We start from the raw sequence: 25,022 nt of genomic DNA, 5'->3' as shown, positions 1-25,022 counted from the left end.
TGCTTTTTATTTTATTAACTTCGGCATTTAAAGTATCATGTACGCAGTATTCAAAAGGGAATTATTCAGTTTTTTAAGTTCAATGGTTGCCTATATCACCATCGGTATATTTCTGTTGGTATCTGGCTTATTGTTATGGGTTTTTCCCGATACCTCAATATTAGAATATGGATATGCAGAATTGGGTGGTTTTTTCAGTTTAGTGCCATACCTTTTTATGTTCTTAATTCCAGCCATCACCATGCGGTCTTTTGCCGAAGAGCGCCGTGAAGGCACCTACGAATTGCTGATTACACGCCCCATAACCTTATGGGAAATTATCACGGCAAAATACCTGGCAAGTTTGGTTATAGTTCTCTTCGCCCTGGTTCCTACTCTTGTTTACTATTACGCAATATACCAACTTGGTTTTCCAGAAGGTAACATCGATTCTGGAGCGGTAACTGGTTCATACATTGGGTTGTTCTTATTGGGCGCAGCTTTTACTTCAATGGGGATTTTTGCTTCTGCGCTCACAAAAAATCAAATCATTGCATTTGTGGTTTGTGCCGGATTATGTGCTTTTGCTTATTTGGGTTTCGATTATACTAGTCAGCTATTTGCTTTTCAAGGTCTTGATACCATCATTATGCATTTAGGGATTAATCAACACTACACATCCATTAGTCGCGGTGTGTTAGACACTCGAGATTTGCTCTATTTTATCAGTTTTACCGTAATATTTTTGTTGATTACCAGGTTATGGATAGGAGGAAAGCGTTGATGAAAAGAAATAACAAATGGATTAGCCTGATTATAATTGCCTTAATCCTGATTGCAGTAAACATTCTTGGCCAATACATATTCTACCGATTTGATTTCACGTCAGATAAGCGCTTTACCTTAAGTGAAAAGACAAGGAAGGTATTGAAAGAGAATTCAAAACCGATCATTATAACTGTTTTTCTAGATGGTGAACTTCCTCCTGCATTTAAAAGATTACAAGCTGCGGTAAACGATCTGCTAACTGATTACAAAGCTTATTCTAAAGCAGATTTGCAAGTGGTTTTCGTTGATCCTTTGGCCGGTTTAAATCAGGCAGATCAAGATACGGTAATCAATAATTTATTTGAAAGAGGAATAGAAGCCACTAATTTGAACGTTAAAACAGAGGCTGGACTCACGCAGAAATTGGTCTATCCGATGGCCATGATTGAAAGCGATAATAAGGAATTTCCTGTTAAATTATTTCAAAATCTTGATACCCGTGGCAGTTACGAAGACAATATAAACCGTGCTGTAGAAAACCTGGAGTATGTTTTTACATCTAGCTTAAAGAAAGTGATTTCTGGAAAAAATCCCCGAATCGGGTTTACGGAGTCTAATGGAGAACTTAGTGATCTGCAACTTGGAGATGCCATTCACACCCTTTCATCAAGTTATGAAGTGGGGCGCATTGATTTAAATAGCATTGACCAAGCAGGGTTAAATAAGCTTCAAATGATGGTAATTGCCAAGCCGACTAAACCTTTTACAGAAACTGAAAAGTACAAAATAAACTATTTTGTAATGCATGGGGGCAGTGTTCTTTGGAGTATAGATCAAGTCACGGCAGAACTAGATAGCTTAAGGGGTAGAAATGCGCAAATGGCAGTTAACAAAGAACTGAATTTGGATGATATGCTATTTATGTATGGCGCCCGGATCAACTACAACATCCTGGCCGATCCGGCTAACGCGGCTGAAATCCCAGTGTCTACAGGCACCGTAGGTGGGCAAAACCAAATGGAATTGCTTCCATGGATTTATTATCCGATTTTACTTGGTGATACAAGCCAAAGCGTGGTAAAAAAGTTAGATGGTATTAAAACCGAGTTTCCCAGCAGTGTCGATTCTATTGGTGTAAAAGGTGTAAGTAAATCTTACCTATTAAGCACATCACCATTTAATAAGGTATTCAGCGTTCCAAAGCTTTTTAGCATGCAAATGGTTGGCGAACAACTCAACCCACGCGATTTCCAGAGTGTTCCCCAACCCGTAGGTTTGTTGTTAGAAGGGAATTTTCCATCAGTTTTCGCGGGCAGACCACTTCCCGAGGGAATCCAAGCGCCTTATACAAATGAATCGCGTAGCAAGCTTAACAAAATGATTGTGATTGGGGATGGAGATGTGTTCAAAAATCAAGTATCAGAAACAAATGGTTTGCCTTTTCCTTTAGGGTACGATCGCTTCAGTCAGCGCACTTTTGGCAACAAGGCACTTCTTCTTAATATTGTAGATTATTTTACCGATGGAGATAATCTTATCTCACTTCGGGATAAAGAAATTAAAGCAAGGTTACTTGATAAATCGAAGATAAAACTCGAAAAAACAAAGTGGCAATTGATAAATGTAGTTGCACCTTTGCTATTGTTAATATTCTTTGCGATTTTTCAACATTATTACCGTAAATACAAGTACGCTAAATAATTTTTATATTTTTGAAGAAGACTAATTGATATCATGAGATTTATTGTATCCACATCAACTTTATTAAAACACCTACAAACCGTAAATGGTGCCTCAAGCAGCAGTACGGTTTTACCTATACTTGAAAATTTTCTTTTCGAAATTAAAGACGGAAACTTAACAATCTCTGCTACTGACCTTCAAACTAGCATGACAACATCTTTGGCTGTAGAATCTAAAGAAGAAGGAAAAGTTGCCGTTCCATCAAAAATTTTATTAGATACCCTTAAAACGTTACCCGACCAACCTATTGCTTTCAATATTGATGATAGCACTTTTGCAATTGAGATTAGTGCAGGTGACGGTAAGTATAAACTTAGCGGAGAAAACGGAGATGATTTTCCGAAGATTCCGGTGGTAGACAATGCCTCATCAGTAAATTTGCCTGCATCTGTTTTAACCGAAGCCATTACAAAAACCATATTCGCAGTAAGCAATGATGAGTTACGCCCGGCTATGACAGGCGTTTTCTGTCAGCTCTCGCAACAGCACATTACTTTTGTAGCTACTGATGCACATAAATTAGTGCGTTACCGCCGCATGGATAGCAAAGCCGATAAAGCAACGTCATTTATTCTGCCTAAAAAAGCGCTAACACTTTTAAAGGCAGCACTTCCATCAACTGATATCAATGTATCTGTAGATTATAATGCAACAAGTGCTTTCTTCAAATTCGAGAATATCAATTTGGTGTGTCGTTTAATAGACGAACGCTATCCAGATTACGAAGCAGTAATTCCTCAAAACAATCCAAACAAATTGGTTATCGATAGGGGATTATTTTTAAATACACTGCGCAGGGTAGTTATTTTTGCCAACAAAACAACCCATCAGGTAAGGTTAAAAATTAACGGAAGTGAATTGAACATCTCCTCTGAGGATTTAGATTTTGCCAATGAAGCACATGAGCGTTTAAGTTGCCAATACGACGGCGAAGACTTAGAAATTGGCTTTAATGCAAGGTTTTTAATTGAAATGCTGAGCAATTTAAGTGGCGATGAAGTGACGCTAGAACTGTCTACACCGAACAGGGCTGGTTTATTAATCCCGCAAACAAACGACGAAAATGAAGATGTTTTGATGTTGGTGATGCCCGTGATGCTCAACAATAGTTATTAAAACAAATTTAAGGTTTAATAGATTTTCAAAATGGCTTGGTTTTTGACCAAGCCATTTTTGTATAAAACCAAATACAACACATCTATGAAATCTTACGCCTCTCGCTCTGCTGTCTCTTTATTAATTGCACTCTGCTTTTTAATGCTTTTTTCGTCTTGTAAAAAAAACGATCCCAATGGGGTAGTAAAAGGTGAAACTAAAGTGAAAATGGTTAATGCAGCAATAACAGAAGTGCCGCAAAACATTTATGCCGATAACGTGATGGTGTCGTTAGCTCCTATTGCTTTTTCGGAAACAACAGATTATATTAAGCTTGCATCTGGAAGCAGGGTCCTTAGATTCAGTGGCGATAATGGCATGCAAACAGAACGCACTATGGCTTATACTCCTGCCATAACCTACACCACGTTTTTAATAGCCGACAGGCAGGGCATAAGAGATTTGCTTAGCTTTGAAGATAATTTAAGCAATACCGAAAGTGGTAAAGCAAAAATAAAACTGATTAATTTAACGCCATATTTTGCAACCGGCATCAATGTAAGCGTTCAGGCAGGTACGCAGTTTGTAAACGGACTAGCATATAAGCAGGCCTCGGCATACTTTGCGGTAGAACCGGGTATAAACCTGAGATATAATGTTGTTGGCGGTGGAAATGCGAAAACGTTGGATGGTACTGCGATGGAAGCAGGAAAAATTTACACCATCTGGTTTAGTGGAACTACTGCAGCAACTTTAGAAGCACACATCATCACCGATAATTAATTTAAGACTTTTATATGCATTGTACTATCTTTACGTTTTAATTGCATCGCATATATTTATGAAAAACATAACATTGCCTATTTCGAAATTAATTGCTGTTGCCTTTTTAATCATGTGCTTAAGTGCATGTATTAAAAATGACAATTTCATCGAGGGCGATACCAAAATTCGAGTTTTCCACACATCTGCGCTTGATACCACACAGAACTTTTTTTTAAATGGCAAGTCTTTCGGCTCTGCAGCAGCTTACGGTACCAGTAGCGCCTATATCGTAGTGCCTGGAAGAACCAGCTATCAAGTTAGTTCAAGAAATATAACCGAATCGGTAGATTTGACAAGCTTGCCGGCAGATTCCTTTAACATTGGGAAGAATTATTCGATTTTCTTTACCCGAGAGGGCGTTAATGCTAAACCACGTTTGCTGAGGTTTGAAGATGATGTTTTGATAAACCGCGATAGCGTTAAACTTACCTTTTTTAATTTAGGGTATACTTTGAAATCGACCGTTGTTGTGGTTGATTCTGCCAACTCTTTCCCAAAATTTACCATTGGTTACGGCCAAAGGATAAATAAGAAAATTAAGGTTTCAGATTCTACGAGGATATCTTTTACGCTTACCACACCTACAACAACCAATCCACAGCCAGTGGTGCCCATACTTACCAGCAACACCATCCAAAATGGTCGGGTATTGATGGTACTCATAGATGGCTCCAAAACTGGAGAACTTCAACAAAGGGTTGTGTCTAGTAACTAACCATTGTCATTTATCAAGTTTAGTAACAATTAATCCCTATCATATTCATACTTTTGCCCAAAATTAAATAACTTGGAATTACTACAGCAACTCTTAGATTTTATTCTTCATATTGATGTTCATTTAGCACAAATTGTAAATGACTATCAAACCTGGACTTACCTGATCTTATTCCTGATCATTTTTGCTGAAACTGGCTTAGTGGTTCTGCCATTTTTACCCGGCGACTCATTATTATTTGCCATGGGAGCGCTTATTGCAGGCGAGCATGAAACCGGTTTAAGTATTTGGCTAATGCTAGGCATTTTAATTGTTGCAGCAGTTTTAGGCAATACTGTAAACTTTAAGCTTGGCAGCGTACTTGGCGCAGGGGTTTTTAAAGAGGAAAATAAAATCCTAAAACTGAAGTACTACGAGCAGTCGCATGAATTTTTCGAAAAACATGGCGGTAAGGCGATCATTTTTAGTCGGTTTTTACCGATTTTTAGGACTATAGCACCATTTGTAGCTGGGATTGCGAAGATGCCTTTTGGTAGATTTACATACTTCAATATTATTGGCGGAGTGGCTTGGATTGTTGCATTGCTTTTAGGCGGCTATGCACTCGGGCAAATTCCGGTTATCAAAAATAATTTCGAACTGGTTATCGTTTTTATTGCCGTTGTTACTTTTGTGCCTGCCGTTTGGGCTGCCGTTAAAAGTAAAATGCAACCTAAAAAACTAGAGAAGATAATTGAAGGAGAAGAGCCGAAGCATTAGGTTATTAATTTAAATTTCCCTTCCAAGCGATTTTCCTTTTTGATATTTTAGCTCTGTATTGGTTTCTTCTTTTATTTCATCGGGAGATAAGGGTGTTATTATTAGGTTCTTAAGTATCGGCTGCCCAGCATCTACCCAGGCAGAATACCAGAAACTTCCTATAGATAAGATAGCATGGCGCATCTGTTTTTCAACCATATGGTTCATTTCTTTGTGGTAAGCATCTGAGTAGGCAAGAGAATACTGTTTTAACACAGCACCATTTTTTTCTGTGAAGCTGAATTTTTTGTCAGATGGAAATTTTTTCGACAAGCTGGCTTCGAGGAGCAAAACGCTATCTACCAATGTCCGGGTATGTTTTAGGATCAGCCAGGCCTGTGCAAGTGGATCTTCAATATATACGGCTTTTCCTACCACAAAATTATAGTTGCCCGAGAACAACTCCGGAAGTCGGCTTTCCCAAAAGGCATGAATACCTACCTGATTGCTAAGTTGGCCATTGTGGTTTGCTGTGGTGTGAAGTGGTACATGAGCATCCCCAATGTAATGGCCTAAGTCGGCAGAATACTTCAAAATCTTGATCGAGTCTTTGGTTTTGAATGCTTTAACTAAGCTATAGTATGTACGTTGAATTTGCCAAGGTACAACTCCGTTCTCATTTAAATGTTTGAGGCCATATTTTTTTAGCGCATCGTTGTATTTTGGTGGTATGCTATCGATTGTTGTTTCATAATTTTCTACGTCTAAGTAGTGCCTTGGCGCTTCCAAAGTGTCGGCATAGCGCCGCTTATCAGGATCGACTGCATGTTCTGTAATATATTTGATGTTCTTTTTATAAAAGCCAATCATTTCCGAAGGTAGAGTAAATACGGCAAGATTATTAATACGCTGATGCGCAAAGAATCCCCATGCGGTACAAATGATTAGTGGGATGATTAACGTCATGATAATCGTTAATCTTTTCATAATGGAAAGATAACAAAAAGCACCCGTAATGGAAAGGTTGGCGCAACAAAAACATCCCTCGGCAATCAGCAGTAAAAGACGATTACCAATATGCTATTATTATCCCTTATCTTAGCTATTAAGTGCTTCCCGAACGCGGGGCGCTATCTGCGTTCCAAAAATCTCTATTGATTTCATCATCGCCGAATGAGAGGGGCCGCCAACATCCATATGGGCAGAAAAGCGGGTTAAACCAAACATTTCTTTCATGGCTAAAATTTTATCGACTGATTCATTGGTATCGCCAATAACTAATGCACCACCTTTGCCTATTCCGGCATCGAACTGGTTTCGTAAATATGGCGCCCAACCGCGAGAGCGGCCGATTCTATTCATCTGCGCCGAGTAAAGGGGAAAATAGTAATCTGCAACTTCTTGACTATCATTTCCAAAAAGCGAATGCATGTGTACACCTACTTCAAACTTGCTCATGTCGTGGCCATAAGCTTGATAAACCCGCTTGTAATAATCGAATAAGGGTTTAAACTGCTCCGGTTGTCCGCCAATGATGGCAAACATTACAGGCAAGCCCAATCTACCAGCTCGTTCTACCGATTCTGGTGTTCCACCCACAGCAACCCATATCTTTAAATGATTGTTCACAGCCCGGGGCAAAATTTCTTGATTCACCAATTCTGGCCTAAACTTTCCTTTCCAGCTTATCTTAGGTGTGCTATTTATATTCAGAAGCAGTTCCAACTTCTCTTCATAAAGCTCATCATAATCTTGCAGGTTATATCCAAATAGCGGGAATGATTCAATAAAGCTTCCTCTTCCAGCCATTAGCTCGGCTCGGCCATTAGAAATTAAGTCTATGGTACTAAAATTTTGGTATAGCTTTACAGGGTCTGATGAACTTAGAACTGACACGGCGCTGCTCAATTTGATGTTTTTGGTTACAGATGCTGCGGCAGCTAAAATTATTTCGGGGCTCGAAACTGCGTAATCTGGCCGATGGTGCTCGCCAATTCCATAAAAATCTAACCCTACTTCGTCCATCAGCTTAATCTCTTCAATAATTTCTTGAAGACGTTGTTGTGCTGATTGAATTTCTCCATTTGCATTAATCTGCAAATCGCCAAACATACCGATACCTAATTCCATAATACAAAAATAAGCTATTCAACTTAAGTAAATTTTGATGTATGGTAAGAAAGCGGTTAAACTTGATTATCTATACCAGGAATTAAGATTGGTGATGAGCGTATTTTGTAGTTTCTTGCGTTATCTAAACCCGAGTGAAGTGAAAATACTTTTGATTAAACCAATAAGGTTTGAGAAAACCTTATTGATTTGAAAAAGATTGAAACGGAAAGCGGGGCTATCGAAGCCGATAAGCACGGGTTTTGCTTTACAAAAAATCAGCATTAGGTTGATGTTATTCTATTTTTTTACCCTTCATGGCAGTAGAAATTGCCGCATCCATTACACGCTCTGCAAACGGACGGGTAAATTCATTTAGCTCGTCGGCCTTTTTTAAAATGGCATCTTTTTCAGCGCCGGCCAAAGCACTTTTTAATGCTGCTATGTAATTTTTAGTTTCTTTAATTTCGGCTTCAGTTAAATGCTCGGCATGCTTGTCTATAAAGCGCTCTGCGGTGTAGAGCAACTGTTCGCCCTCGCTGCGGGCCTCTATCAGCATTCGCTGGGCTACATCACTTTGGGCATGGGTAATGCTATCGATGAGCATTTTTTCAACTGTATCGTCGCTTAAACCATAGCTAGGCGTGATTTCAATTTCCTGCTTAACGCCAGAACGCAACTCAATTGCCTGAACCGTTAAGATACCATCGGCATTTAACAAGAAATTAATATCAACTTTTGGCAAACCTGCCGGCATCGCCGGAATTCCTTTCAGCTCGAACTCTGCCAGCTTGCGGTTTTCTTTAACCAAATCTCTTTCGCCTTGATAAACTGAAATCTTCATGTTCACCTGTCCGTCGATAGAAGTGGTGTACTGTCGGCCAGCCTTGGTGGGCACCTTACTGTTGCGGGCAATAATCACATCCATCAGGCCGCCCATGGTTTCTATGCCTAAAGATAGCGGGGTTACGTCTAGCAAAAGAATATCAGACCGGTTGCCGGCCAATACATCGGCTTGGATAGCGGCGCCTAATGCCACTACCTCATCGGGGTTGATATTGTCTTGTGGTTTCTTCCCGAAGAAAGTCTCGACCGCTTGTTTTACAAATGGCGTGCGGGTAGAACCACCAACTAGAATAACCTCATCGATAGCAGTGGCATCTAAATTGGCATCTTGTAGTGCATTTTTACAAGCCGTTATGGTTTCATCTACCTTGCTTGAAATTAATTTTTCGAAAGTTTGTTTATCAAGCGTACACCAGATGTCGCCAATTTTTTCGTTGTATAAATTTTGTGCAGACAATGCCTTTTTAGCCGCCTCAGCTTGCAGGCGCAAGGTTTGCATCAATATGTTATCTTGGGCCAGAAGCGAAATGTCTAGATTATTTTTCTCTATCCAATGGTTTACAATAGCCCGGTCAAAATCGTCGCCGCCCAAATAAGTGTTTCCATTTGTAGCCAAAACCTCAAAAATACCGTTCTGGATTTGGAGAATAGACACGTCGAATGTACCACCACCCAAATCGTAAACGGCAATGGTTTTTTGTTGCGATGGATCTAGACCAATTCCGTAGGCCAAACTAGCTGCCGTGGGTTCGTTTACGATCCGCATCACATCTAATCCCGCTAGCTTCCCGGCATCTCGGGTTGCCTGCCGCTGACTATCGTTAAAATATGCTGGTACAGTAATAACAGCCCTGTTTACCGGGGTTTTTAACGCGTGTTCTGCACGGGCTTTGAGCTCTTTTAAAATTTCGGCAGATAGTTCAATCGGGGTATAAAAGCGATCTCCGGCCTGAATTTTTACCAAGGCATCGGTATCATCATCAATTATTTTGTAGCTGAAAATATCGCTGTGTTCGGCAACGTCTTTGTAAGAACGGCCCAATAATCGTTTTACCGAGAAAATGGTATTTGTTGGATCTGTAGTAAGATAAGTTTTAGCTTCATTACCAATTTCAGCATCTCCGTATTCATTAAAATGTACTACAGAAGGCACTAAAACTCCTTTTCCAGCATCGTTAATTACTTGTGGATTTTTGCTTGGATCGATAAAAGCCACCAAACTATTTGTGGTGCCTAAATCTATGCCAACTATAATTTCTTCCTTTTGAAAGGAACCTGTAGCAAGGTTAATTGATATTTTTGCCATGGTTCAAAGTTACAAGAATGTTGTAAGCTTTTGGGCTTTTGAATGTTTAAATGTTGTAAAGAAAGCAAGCTGGTTTGCTCAGGAATAAGTTTCTGTAAGCTAAGACATTTTTTTGGAAATGAGCAGTTCTGTAATGCTTAGGATTCTTTAGCCCTGCTTTTGGTACAAGCCAAACAGAAAAAGTTTGGGCTTTCCCCGTCAATCAGGTTTAAAAACTATGTTCAGTTGCTTTTAGGTTCCTGCAAGTTCGTAAATAGCTACTTCTTGTTCTTCTCCTCAATCCAAAGCGACATGTATTTAGTGCTTTGTGCTGTATGATAATTTAAAATTTGACCGATAAAATTATTCTGACGGTGCTTTTTTAAGTCAATTTCTTCGATGAGTGAAATAAAGTCATGGCCGAATTTTTTGTCAGCGTATCTTTCATTAATAATGGTTATCCCGTTTTGCTGCGCAGCAAGCCAAGCCGCTTCATCTAGATACAGCGCCACAGCCTTTTCGGCAAAGACCTCCAAATCATTTTCGATAAATCCATTCCATGCTAAATCTCCTGCCATGGCCTCGGCACCAACTGAAGTAGTTAGCGAGGGTGTGCCTGCCTGCATCGCATCGATAAATTTACCTTTAACACCGGCCCCAAACTGAATTGGCGCCAGTAGAATTCTGTGCTTAGAAAGCGTAGCTCGGGCATTTTCAGCTCTGCCTTTTATCAAGAACTTTTCGGCTTTATTACTAAGCTGAAATACTTTTTCGGTAGGATAGGCCCCATAAATATTTAAATTTACGCCAGGCAGCTTCTTCCGTAAAATTGGCCAAACTTTCGTTTTCAGTGTTTGTACCGTATTCCAATTAGGCTCATGTAAGAAATTTCCAATAAAGATAAAATCTGATCGATCTTCAAAACTCTGCCAATTTTTTGTGATTTCCGTATCAATGTTATCCTCTAAAAATGGGAGGTAGTGCAACAATGCTTTGTCTATTTTAAAGGTTTCGCTTAAGATTTCCACCTCTGTTTCTGAAATGATGAGGGATAAATCGCAGCGTAAAACAGCAGCGATTTCGCGTTTAGCCACTTCGCTAAAGAAATTTAGATCCGTTTGTTTTTTTTCGCTTTGCTGGCGTGCACTACGTAGGCAATGTAAATCTTCGGTATCTAGAATCCGAATGGCATCGGGGCATTCCTGCTGTACCCGCCAACCGTATTGCTCTTCAATCATAAAACGATCGAACAGTACTATAACCGGATTTAAAGTTCTTATAAAATCATTAAAGCTTTCGTCGTTTAGTTTAATTTGCTGTTCGGTAACGCTGGTGCCCGAGAAGTTATGACTGAAATCACTTTTAGAAGCTGCTGAAGCAAAAGTAATTTCGTAACCGTGGCGCAGAAAGAGTTCAACTAATTGAATCATCCTCGTTCCCGCTGCCGATGAGGTAGGCTCCGGCCAAACCAACCCAATTATTAATAGTTTCTTCGCGACTGTCATTTATTTATATGCAAAATAAGCGCTTTTTTTTTGCTTCCGAAGACTGATATGATTTTGAATAACTATAATCATTATTCCGTAATCGTATTTAATGTTTGGTGAATACAAACCTATCTTAAATATTCTTAATTTTGCCGTTCAACAAAAATCGTAAATGTTAGGCTTAAAATTGTTAACAGACCCACGCTGGGCAAATATTGCTGAATCTAATCTCGAAGAAATTTTATCTGACCATGCCTGGTGCGAGCAAAAAGCTGCATCGAATGCGATTACTTTAATTACACAAAATTCTGAGCATCAAGATTTAGTTGATGAACTTACCGCCATTGCCATTGAAGAGATGCAACATTTTCAAATGGTTATCGACATTATTAAACAACGCGGGTATACTTTGAGTCGTGAGCGGAAAGATGATTACGTTGGCCGTTTAGTGAAGTTTAGTAAAAAAGATGGCAGCAGAAACCAGGCTTTTATCGATAGGCTTTTATTTGCAGCTATGATCGAGGCCAGGAGTTGTGAACGTTTCCGTGTACTTTCATTGAATATTAAAGACGCCGAACTGGCCAAATTCTACCATGAATTAATGGTTTCTGAAGCTGGGCATTACACCACGTTTCTAAACTTTGCCCGTAAATACAGCACCGATGTTGATGTAGATAAACGTTGGAAAGAATGGTTGGATTTTGAAGGTGAGTTAATACAAAGTTTCGGAACAAAAGAGGCGATACATGGTTAGTACTTTTATGTTGTAGGTTTTACGTTCTACCTCATAAGTTTTCCGTTTTAAGTTGTAGGTTTTTAAATTCTTCGTTCTTCGTTTTACTTTTTATTGTAACTCACTTTTGTGTATGTTCCACAGCCAGATTACAATATCTTGATAACTGTCTATGCCTTTCGGTTGGTTATTCAGTTTTAGAAAACGATCAAAAGCTGCATCCATGTAGCCAAACATTTCGCCATTATATTTACGCCAGAACTCTTTTTCAGCTTTAAAATCTGCTAAAACCTGAGGCAGTAAACGATCGTGCAGCAATTTATAATCGTCTGGAGATTTCATTCTGATTTCGAACAGGATGTACCTTAACATTTCGTAATTAGCTGCATATTGGTAACTCACATCGGGGCTATTACTTGCTGTTAAGTAACCCAATAAGTTGGCTTCATCTTCATAAGCAATACCGAGTTGGTGTGCAATTTCGTGGCACGAAACATAAGGTTTAACAAAATCGGGGAGTTTCATATTCATATTTGCTTCTCCGGTTAACGGTGCATAATAACCTTCTATGCCAGCTTTACTAACTAAATAGGGAATCGAAACTGATTTTAAACATGGATTTGCATATCGGAATAGCGCATTTTGTTTGGCTTGCAACAGGTAGGCAGCGGCAGATTTTTGTTTTAATTCATGGATGAGATAGGGGGGAACGCTACGCTGCATTACCTTTAAGCCATTGGTTTTTTTAACGAAATAATCGCCCAACAGAACCAGTTCTTTTACACTGTATTTTTCATTGGCTATGCCTAATTCTTCGCTTATGCTAGGCCGACTATAATTTAGACCCCAAACCATTTTGAAGACGATATACAGGATTAGGAAAAAATTTAAAATTTGAATTGGTACAATAAACCGGTCTTCCTTTTTTAGTGCTCTGCGTTTTTTAATGAATCTTATGATTTTATAAAGCACAAAGCCTATTAACAGGGCGTACACAATGTCGCCTACTGCAAATGGACAACTAGATGAAATGAACCTCAGCGCTGAGGATATTAAGGGATAAAAACCTAATGAATAGTATTTTTTTACGGCCATTGGGAACAGACCGAACAGAAAAATTAAAAGCGCTAGACCAAATAGCGCTAAAAACTTAAAAAAAATAGGTTTCGTTTTTCGCATTTAGAATAGCATAGCAACAATTAAAATAATTATTAAAAGTATAAATATTGGTCTTAACCAAACTTGTTGATTTGCCTTTGTTTCAAAGCCGTCTTTCCTCAGTTCCCAAGAAATCAGTACCTCGAAAAGAGTTGCACAGGGGTTAACAACAGATTCTAAGATTGAATAAGATTCTTTCGCCTTTCTCAGGTCTCTAAGTTTAAGTTTTTTTTATGTGAATATTTAGCTTGTTTTATTTGCTCCTCCGTAACACCTCGAGCCTTCAACGCTTCTAGCGCTTGAAAAAGCGCCTCTTGAGTCCACTCTTCGGGGTTACCCGCAATCAAGAGAAGTTGCTTTGTGGTACGTGTTTCTATTGGAGGAGAAAGGGTGTCCAAGATTAAAAAATTATTATTTTACAATTGTTGTTATCTCGCAAATGTTAGCCTTTGCCCAATTTGGTCGGTTGTAAACCTGCCTTTATGGTACGCCAAATTGCCTGATACAAATGTATGCGTAATGCTGGCTTGAAAAGTATCTCCATCAAAAGGGCTCCAACCACACTTATAAAAGTTATTTAATTTGGTTACTTTCCAGGCATCATTCAAGTCAACCAATACTAAATCTGCCCAATAGCCCTCTCTAATAAATCCCCGTTTTTCGATATCAAAACAAATGGCCAAGTTATGAGCAGTCTTTTCCACTATTTTTTCCAGAGAAATTTTTCCTTGCAAATGCATTTCTAATAGGGCAGGTAAAGCATGTTGTACCAATGGTCCGCCAGAAGGAGCTTGGGTATATGGTTGGTTTTTCTCTTCTAAAGTATGCGGGGCGTGGTCGGTAGCAATTACGTCGATCTGGTCGTTTAAAACACCCGCCAAAATTCCGTTTTGGTCTTCAGCAGTTTTTACCGCGGGGTTCCATTTAATAAAATTGCCTTTCGCTGCGTAATCCTGATCGTTAAACCAAAGGTGATGTACACACGCTTCGGCGGTAATTTTTTTATCTTTTAATGGAATACTATTATCAAAAAGTGCAATTTCCTTCGCGGTAGATATGTGCAAAATATGCAAACGTGTTTTGTAGCTTTTGGCCAGTTCTACCGCTAACGATGATGATTTATAACAAGCTTCTGCACTTCGAATGAGCGGATGCATCTCGATGGTTAGCGCTTCGCCGTACTTGGTTTTAAAGTCTGCAAGGTTCTGGCGAATGGTGGCTTCGTCTTCGCAATGGGTAGCTACCAATATGGGTGCTTTACTAAATATGTTTTCTAAAGTTTTTTCGTTATCAACCAACATATTTCCGGTTGAGGATCCCATAAATACCTTTATGCCACAAACATTTTTCGGGTTGGTTTTTAAAACCTCTTCAATGTTATCGTTACTTGCGCCCATGTAAAATGAATAGTTGGCTAAAGAGGTTTCTGAAGCAATTTGGTATTTATCAGCAAGTAACTCTTGCGTTAAGGTATTGGGTACGGTATTGGGCATTTCCATGAAGGATGTGATTCCTCCAGCTACGGCAGCCATGCTTTCGGTAAAAATATCTGCTTTATGAGTTAGCCCTGGCTCACGAAAATGAACCTGATCATCGATCATTCCTGGTAAAAGATACAATCCTTCTGCATTAATTTCTTCTGCACCAGTAGCAGTAAGATTATGACCAATCTTAGCTATAAATCCATCTTTGATTAATACATCGGCAACGATTTTTTCTCCTTCATTAACAAGTGTTGCGGCTTTTATCAGGTAAGTATTCATGGTTTCAAAGGTAGTGTTTTAGTAAAAAGTTTAAAGTAAAAAGTATAAAGTAGAAAGTATAAAGTTTAAAGTAGAAAGTTTAAAGTAAAAAGTATAAAGTAATGAGTATAAAGTATAAAGGTTAAACGGATGAAAGGTGCGAATTAAGTTTGATGTTGCTGTTTTGAGTTAAATAAACCTGATAAAGTGGAAATCCTTTTTGTGTGCAAGTCTATAACATACTTGTACAAACATTGACAAAAAGATTGGAACGATAGCAGGACTACCCAAACCTAAGCATTAGTGGAATTGCTTTACAATTAATTCTCCTGAAGAAGACGCTAAATTTAGAAATGGGGTTTAAAGCCACTATCTTACGCCTTCAAACCCTCAACCTTAATCACTATCTTTGTGGGCTATGGCAAAATCGTTCGAAGAATTTAAGTTAAACAGGCAGATTTTAAATGCAGTTGCCGATGCAGGTTATACCGTTGCCACGCCGATACAAGAAAAAGCAATTGCTCCTGTACTATCTGGTCAGGATATTTTCGGTATCGCGGAAACGGGAACAGGTAAAACCGCTGCTTTTGTTTTGCCGATTTTAATGCAGCTGAAATATGCACAGGGCGAAAACCCCAGGGCATTGATTTTGTCGCCAACCCGGGAGCTGGCCATGCAGATTGCAGAGCAAGTGAAGCTTTTCTCTACATATACTGATTTGCGTTCGCTGGTGATTTTTGGAGGCATTGGACCGAAAACACAGAAGGAACAGATTGCAAAGGGCATTGATATTTTAATTGCAACGCCCGGACGGTTTTTAGATTTGTATTTGGCAGGAGATATTAATACCCAAAGCTTAAAATTTCTGGTCCTCGATGAAGCCGATAAAATGATGGATATGGGCTTTATTGGCTCGATACATCGTATCTTGGAAATTGTACCGAGGAAGCGTCAGAACTTATTGTTTTCGGCTACCATGAGCGATTTGGTACAGAAAATAGCTGGTGATTTTTTAAAAAATCCGGTAGTCATTGAAGCTTCGCAACAAGCTACCCCAGCCGCAAACGTTACCCAAACCTTGTATTACGTTCCGAATTTTAAAACCAAAATAAATTTATTGCAACACCTGTTGAAAAATGATGAGACTTTTAATCGTCTGATCATTTTTTGCAAAACAAAAACGGTAGCCGATAATATTTTTAGCTTTATTGAACGGCGTTATGGTGCCGAAAATGTTCGGGTAATTCACGCAAACAAAGGACAAAACACCAGGATAAATTCTATTAACAGCTTTAAAGAAGGAAATATTAGGGTTTTGGTAGCTACGGATGTGGCCAGTAGAGGGATAGATGTAAGCGATGTGAGCCATGTAATTAATTTCGATGTACCCATTATTATTGAAGATTATGTGCATAGAATTGGGCGTACGGGCAGGGCTTTTGCCAAAGGCGATGCCATAACTTTTGCTACCGATGCCGAGAAATATTACATCCGTAAAATTGAGAAACTGATTCGCCAATACATCCCAGTGGCAGAAATACCCGAAGGTGTTTATATTGATGAAACACCTTACGAGGAACGCCAGCATATTGCTCGGGAGATTGATATGCAAAAAAGAAAGGAAGATCCGGACTTTAAGGGTGCTTTCCATGAGAAAAAACATGCTGCGGCAATAGAAAAGAAAGTGAGGGAAAAAGCCAAAGCCAAAGCAGGAAAGCAAATTAAGTCGTTTAAAAAAGGTAAAAAATTTGATAAGAAATAGTAATGACTTTAAGGATTACCCCTTTGAACATTATTGGTGCAGCTAGTTTAGGTTTGGTTTCATACCATCTTCTAACTAAACAAAACCTAGCACCGAAGCAGATAGATATGAGTGGGTTTTACCTGCTTATATTAAGTTGTCTCATTTTAGTAACGTTTATTACCGACTTGGTTTTTAGGTACACGTTAAAAGACCTGAAACGCATTTGGTTGGTGGAATGTATTTTTATCGTTATTACTGCGGTGCTCATTCTAATTATTCAGCGGCTCTCGTAATATAATCGTAAAAATTGTTCAACATCGATTCTGGCAGCTTAAGCAAACCAAAAAATAAGCATCTTTGCAGCCAGGAATTGGGTGAGCGCTTCGCTCAAAAAAAGATAATATGAAGACAGCGGAAATAAAACTAACAGTTGAGTTAGACGAAGGAAATAATCCAGATAGTATTCTTTGGGAAAGTAGCGACGCAAAAAATAGCGATAAGGTGCCTGCCAAAGCCATGTTTTTATCGGTATGGGACCATAACTACCAGAACACGCTAAAAATCGATTTGTGGACGAAAGATATGCCTGTGGACGAGATGAAGCGTTTTTTCTATGAAACCTTACAAACTATGGGCGATAGCTTTTTAAAAGCTACTAACGAAACTTTAATTGTGGAAGATCTACGCGATTACTGTGCGCATTTTGCCGAGAAAATGGGTATTACTGAAGGAAAGTAGCGCTACATTTGTAACTTATTGCAGGGGTCTATTTTAAACTGTTTCTAAAAAATATAAATTGCTTAATTCCATGTTGATTTTAAATAAATTCAGGGCCTTATTGGGGATTATTCTTTGTGCCATCGCTGGCTTTTGCCCTATCTTGAAAGTGCCTTTGAAAGGTAACTGGAATCTATATCAATCTGATGCAAGATTGTTTTTTATTACTTATATCATGATAGCTATTCTGGTGCTATTTCTGTTTATTAGAAAGGCCGGTGCTGTGCGTTTTATGAGTGTAGCAATGGCCATTTGGTATGTTTTATCTCTCGCGGCCGTCTTTTTTACCAAGAATAACTATACTAAGTACGGTTTCGCCAATAAACTTATTGGTAAAGTCGTTCATTTTCAATGGGGATGGATTGTGTTGCTAGTAGGGATTTTGTTTCTGCTCTTCAGCACAAAAAGAGCGGAAAAGATTGCTTCGAACTAGCCTTTAAATTGTGCTGTTAGTTTGGCAACATCGTAACCTTTAGCTTTGCAACGAGACACGATTTCATCGTGGGTTTTTTTTGGCATTGTCTGGCTACGACTCATAATAAATAAAAATTTATGATCAGGATGACCAACTACAACGTAAGAGTAGTCATCGGCAAGTTCAATAACCCAATAATCAATTTTTATTGGCCAAATGAATTGTGCTTGTAATTCTCCACGATCGCCATCTTCTGAAGGAAACATTTTCGAGTTTCTTGAATAAACCTTTTCATCATTTGGTTTTTTGTAGGTAGTTAATACATCGTAATATCCATCTTTGTTAAGCGTATACTTTGTAGTGGTCTCTCTGCTTCCCTTATCAAAAATGGTAGGAATAGAATATAGGGAATACCAGGTTCCGGAGTATTTTTTTAAATCTAACCTGGCAACTGGTGTATTTTTTTCTGCAGGCAAAAAACTAAATAACATCAGGAAAAGGGCGCATATCGCTTTCATAATAACGTGAATTGGTTAATATGATTTACGATAAGAAGGTTTTTATAGTTTTTTAAAATTTGTTTTTGGCTTTCCAGATAAAGCCATCCAGTACGTAATGCGTTGCTTGTGGAAGTGCAAGTAGCGGAATGATTAAGGAGAGGAGCTCTTGGCTGCTGATGCGCGGTAAGTTGGCAAATGGTTTGAAAACTGCCTGATGTTCTTGCCATATAAAGCCATCCCAAAAACCTTCTTCAACATAGGCCAGTGCAACCAAGACAATGAAGAAGATGATTAATCCATAACGGCCAAATGATAATTTCATTAACTTGGAGTTTCTTTTTCCAGACTGATATTTTTTCTTTTCGAAAAACCAAATCAGCGCCATGTACGGGATGCCATGAGAAAGTACATTCAGCGTGGTAAAGGCCATATCTCCATTAAAATAAACAATACCAAAGTACCAAGAAAGAAAGGTGCCAAAAATTAGTAGGTTCCGGGGAATGTTAAGCCATTTTTGGCGATAGACTGAAATGACTTCTTTGGTTAAATAAGCTAAGATAACAGCAACATATAGCCATTTTGCCATTTGAAGTAGAGGCTCGTTTTGAAAGTTAAGAAAGTCCCCGGCAATGAACCAGTTAAAATTTCTGGAACTATTGAGGTGCCAAAATAGTAATGGATATAGTGTTGCTACATAGATGGCAGTTTTATCTATAAAGTGAATAAGTTTTGAGCTGTCCTCGTTGCGGGTATATAAACGCATAAAACCGTATTGCTGCCGCACGAAATGGTAAACCGCTAAGTAGGCTAGTATCCTCCAGAACCAAAGTGCATCGAACTTATAGACGAACACACCACTAATGTAGCATATTACTGGAATTAATAATAATAGTGTGCGCTGTTGTTTCAGGGTACTAATATTGAAGTATGTTCGATAAAGGGTGCTGTAAACATGCGCAACATCTATAAACACAATTAAAAACACCCAATATACCAAAGGAATATCTATAGTGTGCTGAAACTGTGCTGGAAACATAAATACCAACAAAAGTGACAAGAAAGCAGGAGCGAGAATGAACAACAAGTCACTCCATGCAGTGTTTAGCCAAGGCTGTTTGTGGTTAAGATTTAGCATTTAACACTTGTTTAGCTGCATTTATTCCCTGGTGAAATGCTTCTTCAAAAATAGAAATTCCACTAAGATCTGTATGGGCAAAAAAGATTTTATCTGCCATAGATTTTCTGGCCTGCTGAAGGTTTTTGCTCCAGATGAAGTTTTTAGTTGGTGCAATCATTCCGTGTCCCCAAATCCAAAAGTCGATGTTTTCGATGCTATTTGAGATTCCTGGGTGCATCAGTTCTAATTCTGGCATTACGATCGCCAACCATTGTTCGTAGCTTCTGCTATAAGCTGCCAGTCTGCTTATTGCTGGTTCATGATCACACAGAGGTAGGTAATAGGTAAATACTTTTCTGTCTTCAGCCAATTGCAGTTGTTGCTGCGTAGCGTTTACATAGCCTACAGACGGCGTATTGTATACAACATTATCCCAACAAAGGTTTGTACCCTTAGCACTTGGAAGTTGGTCAAGCGTAATATTGGCCACCAACCATGGGGAATAACTGAACTGCTGGTAGTCAATTGGCCGTTCAATATCTTTTAATAGTCGATTATTTACAAATTGAGGCGTGGCTAAGATCACATGATCTGCCACTATACATTGGGTGTTGTGTGCCTGAACATCATAAATTAAAGCATGAACTTTTCCATTTGATTTAATCTCTAGCTCACAGCACATTTGTGAGGTCTTGATGTGATTCTTGAGTTTTTGCTGCATCTGCTGCACTAACCATCCATTGCCTTGTGGCCATGTAATGATTGCATTCTGCTCAGCGTTGGCGGAAGTGCCTCTTCGTGAAGCAAAATAATGTAAGCCTGCCCAGGCAGAGATTTTTGTTGCTTTCTGACCATAATCATCCTTACAAGCATAGTTTAAATACCAAAGGAGATATTTGGAATTAAAACCTTTAGCTTTCAAGTATTGGTCAAAACTGATCTGATCTAATTTTCTAATACTTTCATCTGTAGATGATTCTTTAACTGGAATTTGGAAGAGAAACTTTCCATCCGAGCCTTTGGTGTTCTTAAGTTTTTCTACTTCTGCAAAGAAAGCTTTGATCTGTTTTTTATCCGCTGGCGGAACACCAAAATCTGGAACTAAACCTTCCTGCCATTCGCCATTAATTAACAGCCGCTCTTCTGGATCAAAAGTTAAAAAGTACTCGTTATAAAAGGGAAGTTTGTTTTCATAATGCGTGATAACGTTTATTTCGTGTAAAAAATCCAATAGCAGTGTATCATCGTTATTGGCTACGGTAATGTAATGTGCGCCTAGAGGGTGTGCTGTCACCTCGTTTTGGCCGAAATGCGAATTTCCGCCAACATAATTCTCGAGGTCGATGATCTCAAAATCAGTTTCGCCGTTTTGCTTCAGCCATCTCCCTGCAGAAAGTCCAGATATTCCACCTCCGACAATTAAAGTTTTTACCTTTTTTACTGCGCCAGGTTGTGGTAATTTTGTTTTGTCCCGAAGAATATGGCCTGCTTTTGCATTGGGTCCAATGAGGTTTCCACTTATGTTGTATGCATTTTTTTTAGCCTTTTGATAGCAACCATTAAGGAAGATACCACCTGTTACCAAGCCCAGCCGCAGGAGAAAAGCACGCCGTTTTAAAAAACTGTTAACTTGATCTTTATAAAATGTTTGCCCACTCATCTTCGAAATACTTTACTAAAATCTGGTTATTGAGCTTGTTAATGTCTGTTTCCACCTTACTCATATCCTTCGGAAAGTAAAGCATAAGTTCAAAACTTTCTTTAGATATAAATTTTAACCCGGGTAAATATTGCAGAGGTTTTTTATATGGGTTTTCTGGTCGCGTAGCCATTATGTAACCCCATTCGCCAAACGATGGTACATAATTGTGGTATGGTATGGTTTTTAAGCCAACACTTTCAAGTGTTTTATTTACAGTCCAAAAAGATTTTGGCGCTACATAGGGCGATGTAGACTGGATTACCATCAGCCCCTTCGGCGTTAATAAGTCCTTCACCAGGCGATAAAAAGAGTTGGTATAAAGCTTTCCAACTGCGTAATTGGAGGGATCAGGGAAATCGATAACAATAAAATCAAACTTGCGGTGCTGTCCTTTGATCCAACTAAACGCATCCGCATTAATTACTTTCACCCTTGGAGACAAGAGGGAATTTTTATTTAGGCGTGTTAATATTTTGTTTGACTGGAAAAGACTCGTCATGCCTTTATCCAAATCTACTAGCGTTACTGATGACACGTTCGGGTACTTTAGAATTTCCCTTACAGCCAAACCATCGCCGCCTCCCATCACTAATACGTTCTTTGCAAAGGGCAACGCCTGCAGTCCAGGATGTACTAAAGCTTCATGATAACGGTATTCATCATCGGAACTAAACTGCAAATTGCCATTCAGGAAGAGGCGCAAAATTTTGTTTTTCTTGGTAAGGATGATTCTCTGATAAGGGGTGCTTTTGGTATAAATAATCGTGTCACTATAGGTTTGGCTTTCAGAAAAGCTTGTTATTTTGTCTGCGTAGACGAAGCCTATCGTTAAAAGCAAAATGCTGATTATGGATGCAGTTTGAAGGTAGTTAACAGCTTTTATCTGCTTTTTGAAACTAATGCAAACAATTAGTGCTACCGCAACATTCAGCATCCCAAACAAATACGCTGTTTTTACCAAACCCAAATGTGGAATAAGCAATAGCGGAAAAATTAACGAAGCCAACAAAGCCCCAATATAATCAAAGGTAAATACTCTTGATACCAGATCTTTGAATTCGTATCGATCTTTTAGAATACGCATCAACAACGGAATTTCTAAGCCTACCAGTATCCCCGTTAAACTTACAAAACCATACAGCACAATTCTGAAAGAGGCAATGCTTTCGAACACGAGGAAAAGAATAGTAGCACTGAAACCACCAACCAAACCAACCAGAATTTCTATCTGTATAAACCAGGAAAGAATATTCTTTTCAAAATACTTTGATACCCATGAGCCAATGCCCATAGAGAACAGGTAAACCCCGATAATGGTTGAAAATTGTGTAACCGAATCGCCGAGCAAATAACTGGCTAATGTGCCTGCTATCAACTCGTAAATTAATCCGCAAGTTGCTACAACAAAAACAGAAATTAATAAAAGTGCCGGTAACTTTTTATTCATTTTAACTGTGTATAGCAGAGCTTATAATCATGGCGATGGCAATAATAAAAGCTGCAAATACAATGGCAAGAGCTACATTTTGTTTTTCCAATATCTCTTTCCAGATATTTTCGGGCGTAATTTTTTCGATAACCCAAAATGCAAGAAATAATACAACTATACCCAAAATCGAAAAAACGATGGAAGCAATAATGTATTTGATGTTAATCAATTCGTTTAAACTCATGTGATAATTTATTTATGGTAAAACCTATTTATATGTCCGGAACGGCCCTTATTACCTGAATACTCCGTGTTTTTTTCTACCCTATCTTGATAGTAGGCAGCTCCTCTAAACCCGCTATAGCAGTAGTACCCGATTAAAATCAGTAAAAAGGCAGCGTAGTATGCGATTGATTTTATATTCATTTAATCTTCTGTTACAAAAGGTGAATAGTCGCTGTTATTCCATCTTTTTTTCTCATAATTGCGCATTAGATACCATGCGATAGTAGGGTATATACAGATCAAAAGTATCGAAATTAGCGTATTGCGCCACAAGGGAACGTTACATGTAGCCTTAATGTATAGGCTATTTCTATATATATCTCCTGATGATGGGTACACATTTAGGTGATATTTACCTTTTGGAATTTCCGATATAAGGATAGATTGGGTTGTAGAGCCCTCACTCCACTTTTCGCCATCTTCGTACCCATGGTAGTACTCTATTCCTTTGCTAACTTCCCAAGTTTTATTATCTATTTCATTAACCAACATGATGGTAGCTTCAAGCCAATTATTGTCTACTGCCGATGCAATTTCAAATGCTAAGTTAGAAGATTCATCATCGATGGTAAATGCAGGTGTAACGAAAGGTTTAAAGGTATCTGTTCCGCTACTTCCATCGTAAGTAATCAGGAACGTATCATTGATGAGCTCTTTTTCAGGTTTGGCATATCCAAGGAGTATGTGAATCAATAAAATGATAATGAGGGCGACGCCGCTCGCCACTAACGCCGATGTCCAGTTCTGATATGCCTTGGAAGGTTCGTTTGCTCCGATATCTATTTTTTCAGGCAACAGTTCCCGGTTTATTCCGAAAGCATTGGCAATATATTCTGGCTCTAGATATTCGCCGATGTAATAATTTCTTTCTCCGACATTATTCCGGTTGGTCTCTTGCACAACCATAAAGGGCGGTGCAATGTATTCACTTGCTTTAACTCGTTCGCCTATCACATCCCAATCTGCTTCACCAAGCATGGCCGTAACAACCGGGGTATATTTATTAAAAAGTTTGTACAACACCCCTTTGTAATCAATGCTGTCGCCATAGCTCATGGGTTTCTTATAGTCGGGTAAAAATTTTTCACCTGCTATAAAATTCCAGTGCCCATTAAATTCTGATAAAGTCACGTAACCCTTATCGGAACTGCTAAGCAAATATTCTCTCCAACTATAAACGGTATTCGATTCTTTTTTTTCCAGGTAGGCAATTACTTTTAACGTGTCTCCGTGCAATTGTACGGTAGTACCCAGTTTTAAAGCGGGTTCTTTTTTTGGTTCTTCTAACTGCTTTCTTTGTTTTAACACGCCAGTAGCTACAATTTGCCAATAAACATGGCAAACGCTGCAGGAAGCAAACTTACTTTTTGGGTAATCATATAATATGATTTCGTGCTTGCAATCTGGACAAGTTACCGTTTCAGAAAGTTTAAAAACTGATGTAGCTGGTATCTCCATTAGCGTATGACCTCTGTTTTTTGCAATTCTTTTCCATGGAAAAACTGTATAACCGATTGATAAATGGCTTTAACTTTTTCCGTGTTATCTTTCTGGTAGTTTGATAAGAAAATGTCAAAGGTTGCAAGATCGAATTCTGGCCATGTGTGAATGGATAGATGAGATTCTGTTAAGCAAACCACTGCCGTGAAGCCACCATCGGGAAAATCGTGGTAAACTTCTCCAACTTTTTGTAAATTATTTTCTCGGATTAGCTGATCAAAAAGCGTTCGACATGCCTCAGAAGAGGTCAGTTCTGCTGATTTTTTAGAAGAAAATTCTGATAAAATGTGTAATCCTGGAGTGTATTTCATCGAGCGTTTGTTGTTTCCA

The 25,022-nt window shown here is 38.8% G+C and carries 24 protein-coding genes; 10 read left to right on the top strand and 14 right to left on the bottom strand.

Annotation, left to right across the window (positions count from 1 at the left end; all coding sequences use genetic code 11):
• The first annotated feature begins 37 nt into the window (after nucleotides 1-37).
• The 6 genes from gldF to OQ268_RS13215 all read left to right on the top strand — a co-directional run bounded on the left by gldF (nucleotide 38) and on the right by OQ268_RS13215 (nucleotide 5,884).
• Nucleotides 38-763 (top strand): gliding motility-associated ABC transporter permease subunit GldF, encoded by a 726-nt coding sequence (gene gldF, locus OQ268_RS13240; protein ID WP_265856660.1) that lies wholly within the window; start codon nucleotides 38-40, stop codon nucleotides 761-763.
• Complete coding sequence (gene gldG, locus OQ268_RS13235; protein ID WP_265856658.1) at nucleotides 742-2,448, top strand: gliding motility-associated ABC transporter substrate-binding protein GldG; 1,707 nt, start codon at nucleotides 742-744, stop codon at nucleotides 2,446-2,448. The genes gldF and gldG overlap by 22 nt, the downstream gene beginning before the upstream one ends.
• Nucleotides 2,449-2,481: 33 nt before the next feature.
• Nucleotides 2,482-3,606 carry a DNA polymerase III subunit beta gene (gene dnaN, locus OQ268_RS13230; RefSeq protein ID WP_265856656.1) on the top strand — a complete coding sequence of 375 codons (1,125 nt, stop codon included), beginning with the start codon at nucleotides 2,482-2,484 and terminating at the stop codon, nucleotides 3,604-3,606.
• 84 nt (nucleotides 3,607-3,690) lie between these two features.
• Nucleotides 3,691-4,368, top strand: coding sequence for a DUF4397 domain-containing protein (locus tag OQ268_RS13225; RefSeq protein ID WP_265856654.1), 678 nt, complete (start codon nucleotides 3,691-3,693; stop codon nucleotides 4,366-4,368).
• Between the two features lie 58 nt (nucleotides 4,369-4,426).
• Nucleotides 4,427-5,125 carry a DUF4397 domain-containing protein gene (locus tag OQ268_RS13220; RefSeq protein ID WP_265856652.1) on the top strand — a complete coding sequence of 233 codons (699 nt, stop codon included), beginning with the start codon at nucleotides 4,427-4,429 and terminating at the stop codon, nucleotides 5,123-5,125.
• Nucleotides 5,126-5,197: 72 nt separating this feature from the next.
• The gene (locus OQ268_RS13215; RefSeq protein WP_265856650.1) at nucleotides 5,198-5,884 is read left to right on the top strand and encodes a DedA family protein; all 687 of its coding nucleotides are present in this window, start codon (nucleotides 5,198-5,200) and stop codon (nucleotides 5,882-5,884) included.
• 9 nt (nucleotides 5,885-5,893) lie between these two features.
• On the opposite strand, the gene OQ268_RS13210 is transcribed toward OQ268_RS13215, so the two are convergent.
• The 4 genes from OQ268_RS13210 to OQ268_RS13195 form a co-directional block, all read right to left on the bottom strand.
• Nucleotides 5,894-6,850: a zinc dependent phospholipase C family protein gene (locus OQ268_RS13210; RefSeq protein WP_265856648.1), complete on the bottom strand. Its 957-nt coding sequence runs from the start codon at nucleotides 6,848-6,850 to the stop codon at nucleotides 5,894-5,896.
• Nucleotides 6,851-6,961: 111 nt separating this feature from the next.
• Nucleotides 6,962-7,993, bottom strand: a complete 1,032-nt coding sequence (locus tag OQ268_RS13205; RefSeq protein ID WP_265856646.1) for an Atu2307/SP_0267 family LLM class monooxygenase — start codon at nucleotides 7,991-7,993, stop codon at nucleotides 6,962-6,964.
• Nucleotides 7,994-8,267: 274 nt separating this feature from the next.
• Nucleotides 8,268-10,124 carry a Fe-S protein assembly chaperone HscA gene (gene hscA / locus OQ268_RS13200; protein ID WP_265856644.1) on the bottom strand — a complete coding sequence of 619 codons (1,857 nt, stop codon included), beginning with the start codon at nucleotides 10,122-10,124 and terminating at the stop codon, nucleotides 8,268-8,270.
• A gap of 257 nt (nucleotides 10,125-10,381) precedes the next feature.
• Complete coding sequence (locus OQ268_RS13195) at nucleotides 10,382-11,608, bottom strand: glycosyltransferase (protein ID WP_265856641.1); 1,227 nt, start codon at nucleotides 11,606-11,608, stop codon at nucleotides 10,382-10,384.
• Between the two features lie 154 nt (nucleotides 11,609-11,762).
• On the opposite strand from OQ268_RS13195, the gene miaE reads away from it, so the two are divergent.
• The gene (gene miaE, locus OQ268_RS13190; RefSeq protein WP_265856639.1) at nucleotides 11,763-12,344 is read left to right on the top strand and encodes a tRNA-(ms[2]io[6]A)-hydroxylase; all 582 of its coding nucleotides are present in this window, start codon (nucleotides 11,763-11,765) and stop codon (nucleotides 12,342-12,344) included.
• Nucleotides 12,345-12,434: 90 nt separating this feature from the next.
• On the opposite strand, the gene OQ268_RS13185 is transcribed toward miaE, so the two are convergent.
• The 3 genes from OQ268_RS13185 to OQ268_RS13175 all read right to left on the bottom strand — a co-directional run bounded on the left by OQ268_RS13185 (nucleotide 12,435) and on the right by OQ268_RS13175 (nucleotide 15,244).
• Nucleotides 12,435-13,502: a DUF3810 domain-containing protein gene (locus OQ268_RS13185; RefSeq protein WP_265856637.1), complete on the bottom strand. Its 1,068-nt coding sequence runs from the start codon at nucleotides 13,500-13,502 to the stop codon at nucleotides 12,435-12,437.
• A 185-nt stretch (nucleotides 13,503-13,687) separates the two neighbouring features.
• Complete coding sequence (locus OQ268_RS13180) at nucleotides 13,688-13,879, bottom strand: hypothetical protein (protein WP_265856635.1); 192 nt, start codon at nucleotides 13,877-13,879, stop codon at nucleotides 13,688-13,690.
• Between the two features lie 30 nt (nucleotides 13,880-13,909).
• Entirely contained in the window at nucleotides 13,910-15,244 is a 1,335-nt protein-coding gene (locus tag OQ268_RS13175) for a dihydroorotase (protein WP_265856633.1), read from the bottom strand.
• Between the two features lie 397 nt (nucleotides 15,245-15,641).
• Here OQ268_RS13175 and OQ268_RS13170 point away from each other — a divergent pair, with 397 nt between their 5' ends.
• From OQ268_RS13170 to OQ268_RS13160, 3 genes are all read left to right on the top strand, one after another.
• Nucleotides 15,642-16,985 (top strand): DEAD/DEAH box helicase, encoded by a 1,344-nt coding sequence (locus tag OQ268_RS13170; RefSeq protein WP_265856631.1) that lies wholly within the window; start codon nucleotides 15,642-15,644, stop codon nucleotides 16,983-16,985.
• Between the two features lie 384 nt (nucleotides 16,986-17,369).
• Nucleotides 17,370-17,705, top strand: coding sequence for a gliding motility protein GldC (gene gldC / locus OQ268_RS13165; RefSeq protein WP_265856629.1), 336 nt, complete (start codon nucleotides 17,370-17,372; stop codon nucleotides 17,703-17,705).
• Nucleotides 17,706-17,775: 70 nt separating this feature from the next.
• On the top strand, nucleotides 17,776-18,177 hold the full coding sequence (locus OQ268_RS13160; RefSeq protein WP_265856628.1) for a hypothetical protein: 402 nt from the start codon (nucleotides 17,776-17,778) through the stop codon (nucleotides 18,175-18,177).
• On the opposite strand, the gene OQ268_RS13155 is transcribed toward OQ268_RS13160, so the two are convergent.
• The 7 genes from OQ268_RS13155 to OQ268_RS13125 form a co-directional block, all read right to left on the bottom strand.
• On the bottom strand, nucleotides 18,174-18,677 hold the full coding sequence (locus OQ268_RS13155; RefSeq protein WP_265856627.1) for a lipocalin family protein: 504 nt from the start codon (nucleotides 18,675-18,677) through the stop codon (nucleotides 18,174-18,176). The genes OQ268_RS13160 and OQ268_RS13155 overlap by 4 nt on opposite strands.
• Nucleotides 18,678-18,729: 52 nt before the next feature.
• Nucleotides 18,730-19,794, bottom strand: a complete 1,065-nt coding sequence (locus OQ268_RS13150) for a hypothetical protein (RefSeq protein WP_265856625.1) — start codon at nucleotides 19,792-19,794, stop codon at nucleotides 18,730-18,732.
• Entirely contained in the window at nucleotides 19,781-21,436 is a 1,656-nt protein-coding gene (locus OQ268_RS13145) for an FAD-dependent oxidoreductase (protein ID WP_265856623.1), read from the bottom strand. The genes OQ268_RS13150 and OQ268_RS13145 overlap by 14 nt, the downstream gene beginning before the upstream one ends.
• Nucleotides 21,414-22,925: a polyamine aminopropyltransferase gene (locus tag OQ268_RS13140; protein WP_265856621.1), complete on the bottom strand. Its 1,512-nt coding sequence runs from the start codon at nucleotides 22,923-22,925 to the stop codon at nucleotides 21,414-21,416. The genes OQ268_RS13145 and OQ268_RS13140 overlap by 23 nt, the downstream gene beginning before the upstream one ends.
• 1 nt (nucleotide 22,926) lies before the next feature.
• The gene (locus OQ268_RS13135; protein WP_265856619.1) at nucleotides 22,927-23,151 is read right to left on the bottom strand and encodes a DUF350 domain-containing protein; all 225 of its coding nucleotides are present in this window, start codon (nucleotides 23,149-23,151) and stop codon (nucleotides 22,927-22,929) included.
• A gap of 182 nt (nucleotides 23,152-23,333) precedes the next feature.
• Nucleotides 23,334-24,650: a DUF4178 domain-containing protein gene (locus tag OQ268_RS13130; RefSeq protein WP_265856617.1), complete on the bottom strand. Its 1,317-nt coding sequence runs from the start codon at nucleotides 24,648-24,650 to the stop codon at nucleotides 23,334-23,336.
• Nucleotides 24,650-25,003 carry an S-adenosylmethionine decarboxylase family protein gene (locus OQ268_RS13125; protein WP_265856615.1) on the bottom strand — a complete coding sequence of 118 codons (354 nt, stop codon included), beginning with the start codon at nucleotides 25,001-25,003 and terminating at the stop codon, nucleotides 24,650-24,652. The genes OQ268_RS13130 and OQ268_RS13125 overlap by 1 nt, the downstream gene beginning before the upstream one ends.
• Nucleotides 25,004-25,022: the final 19 nt, after the last annotated feature.

It is taken from the genome of Pedobacter sandarakinus (genome assembly GCF_026240095.1).
Classification (GTDB): domain Bacteria; phylum Bacteroidota; class Bacteroidia; order Sphingobacteriales; family Sphingobacteriaceae; genus Pedobacter; species Pedobacter sandarakinus.
The sequence above is the reverse complement of the archived record's forward strand: the minus strand, read 5'-3'. Positions and strand labels throughout refer to the sequence as shown.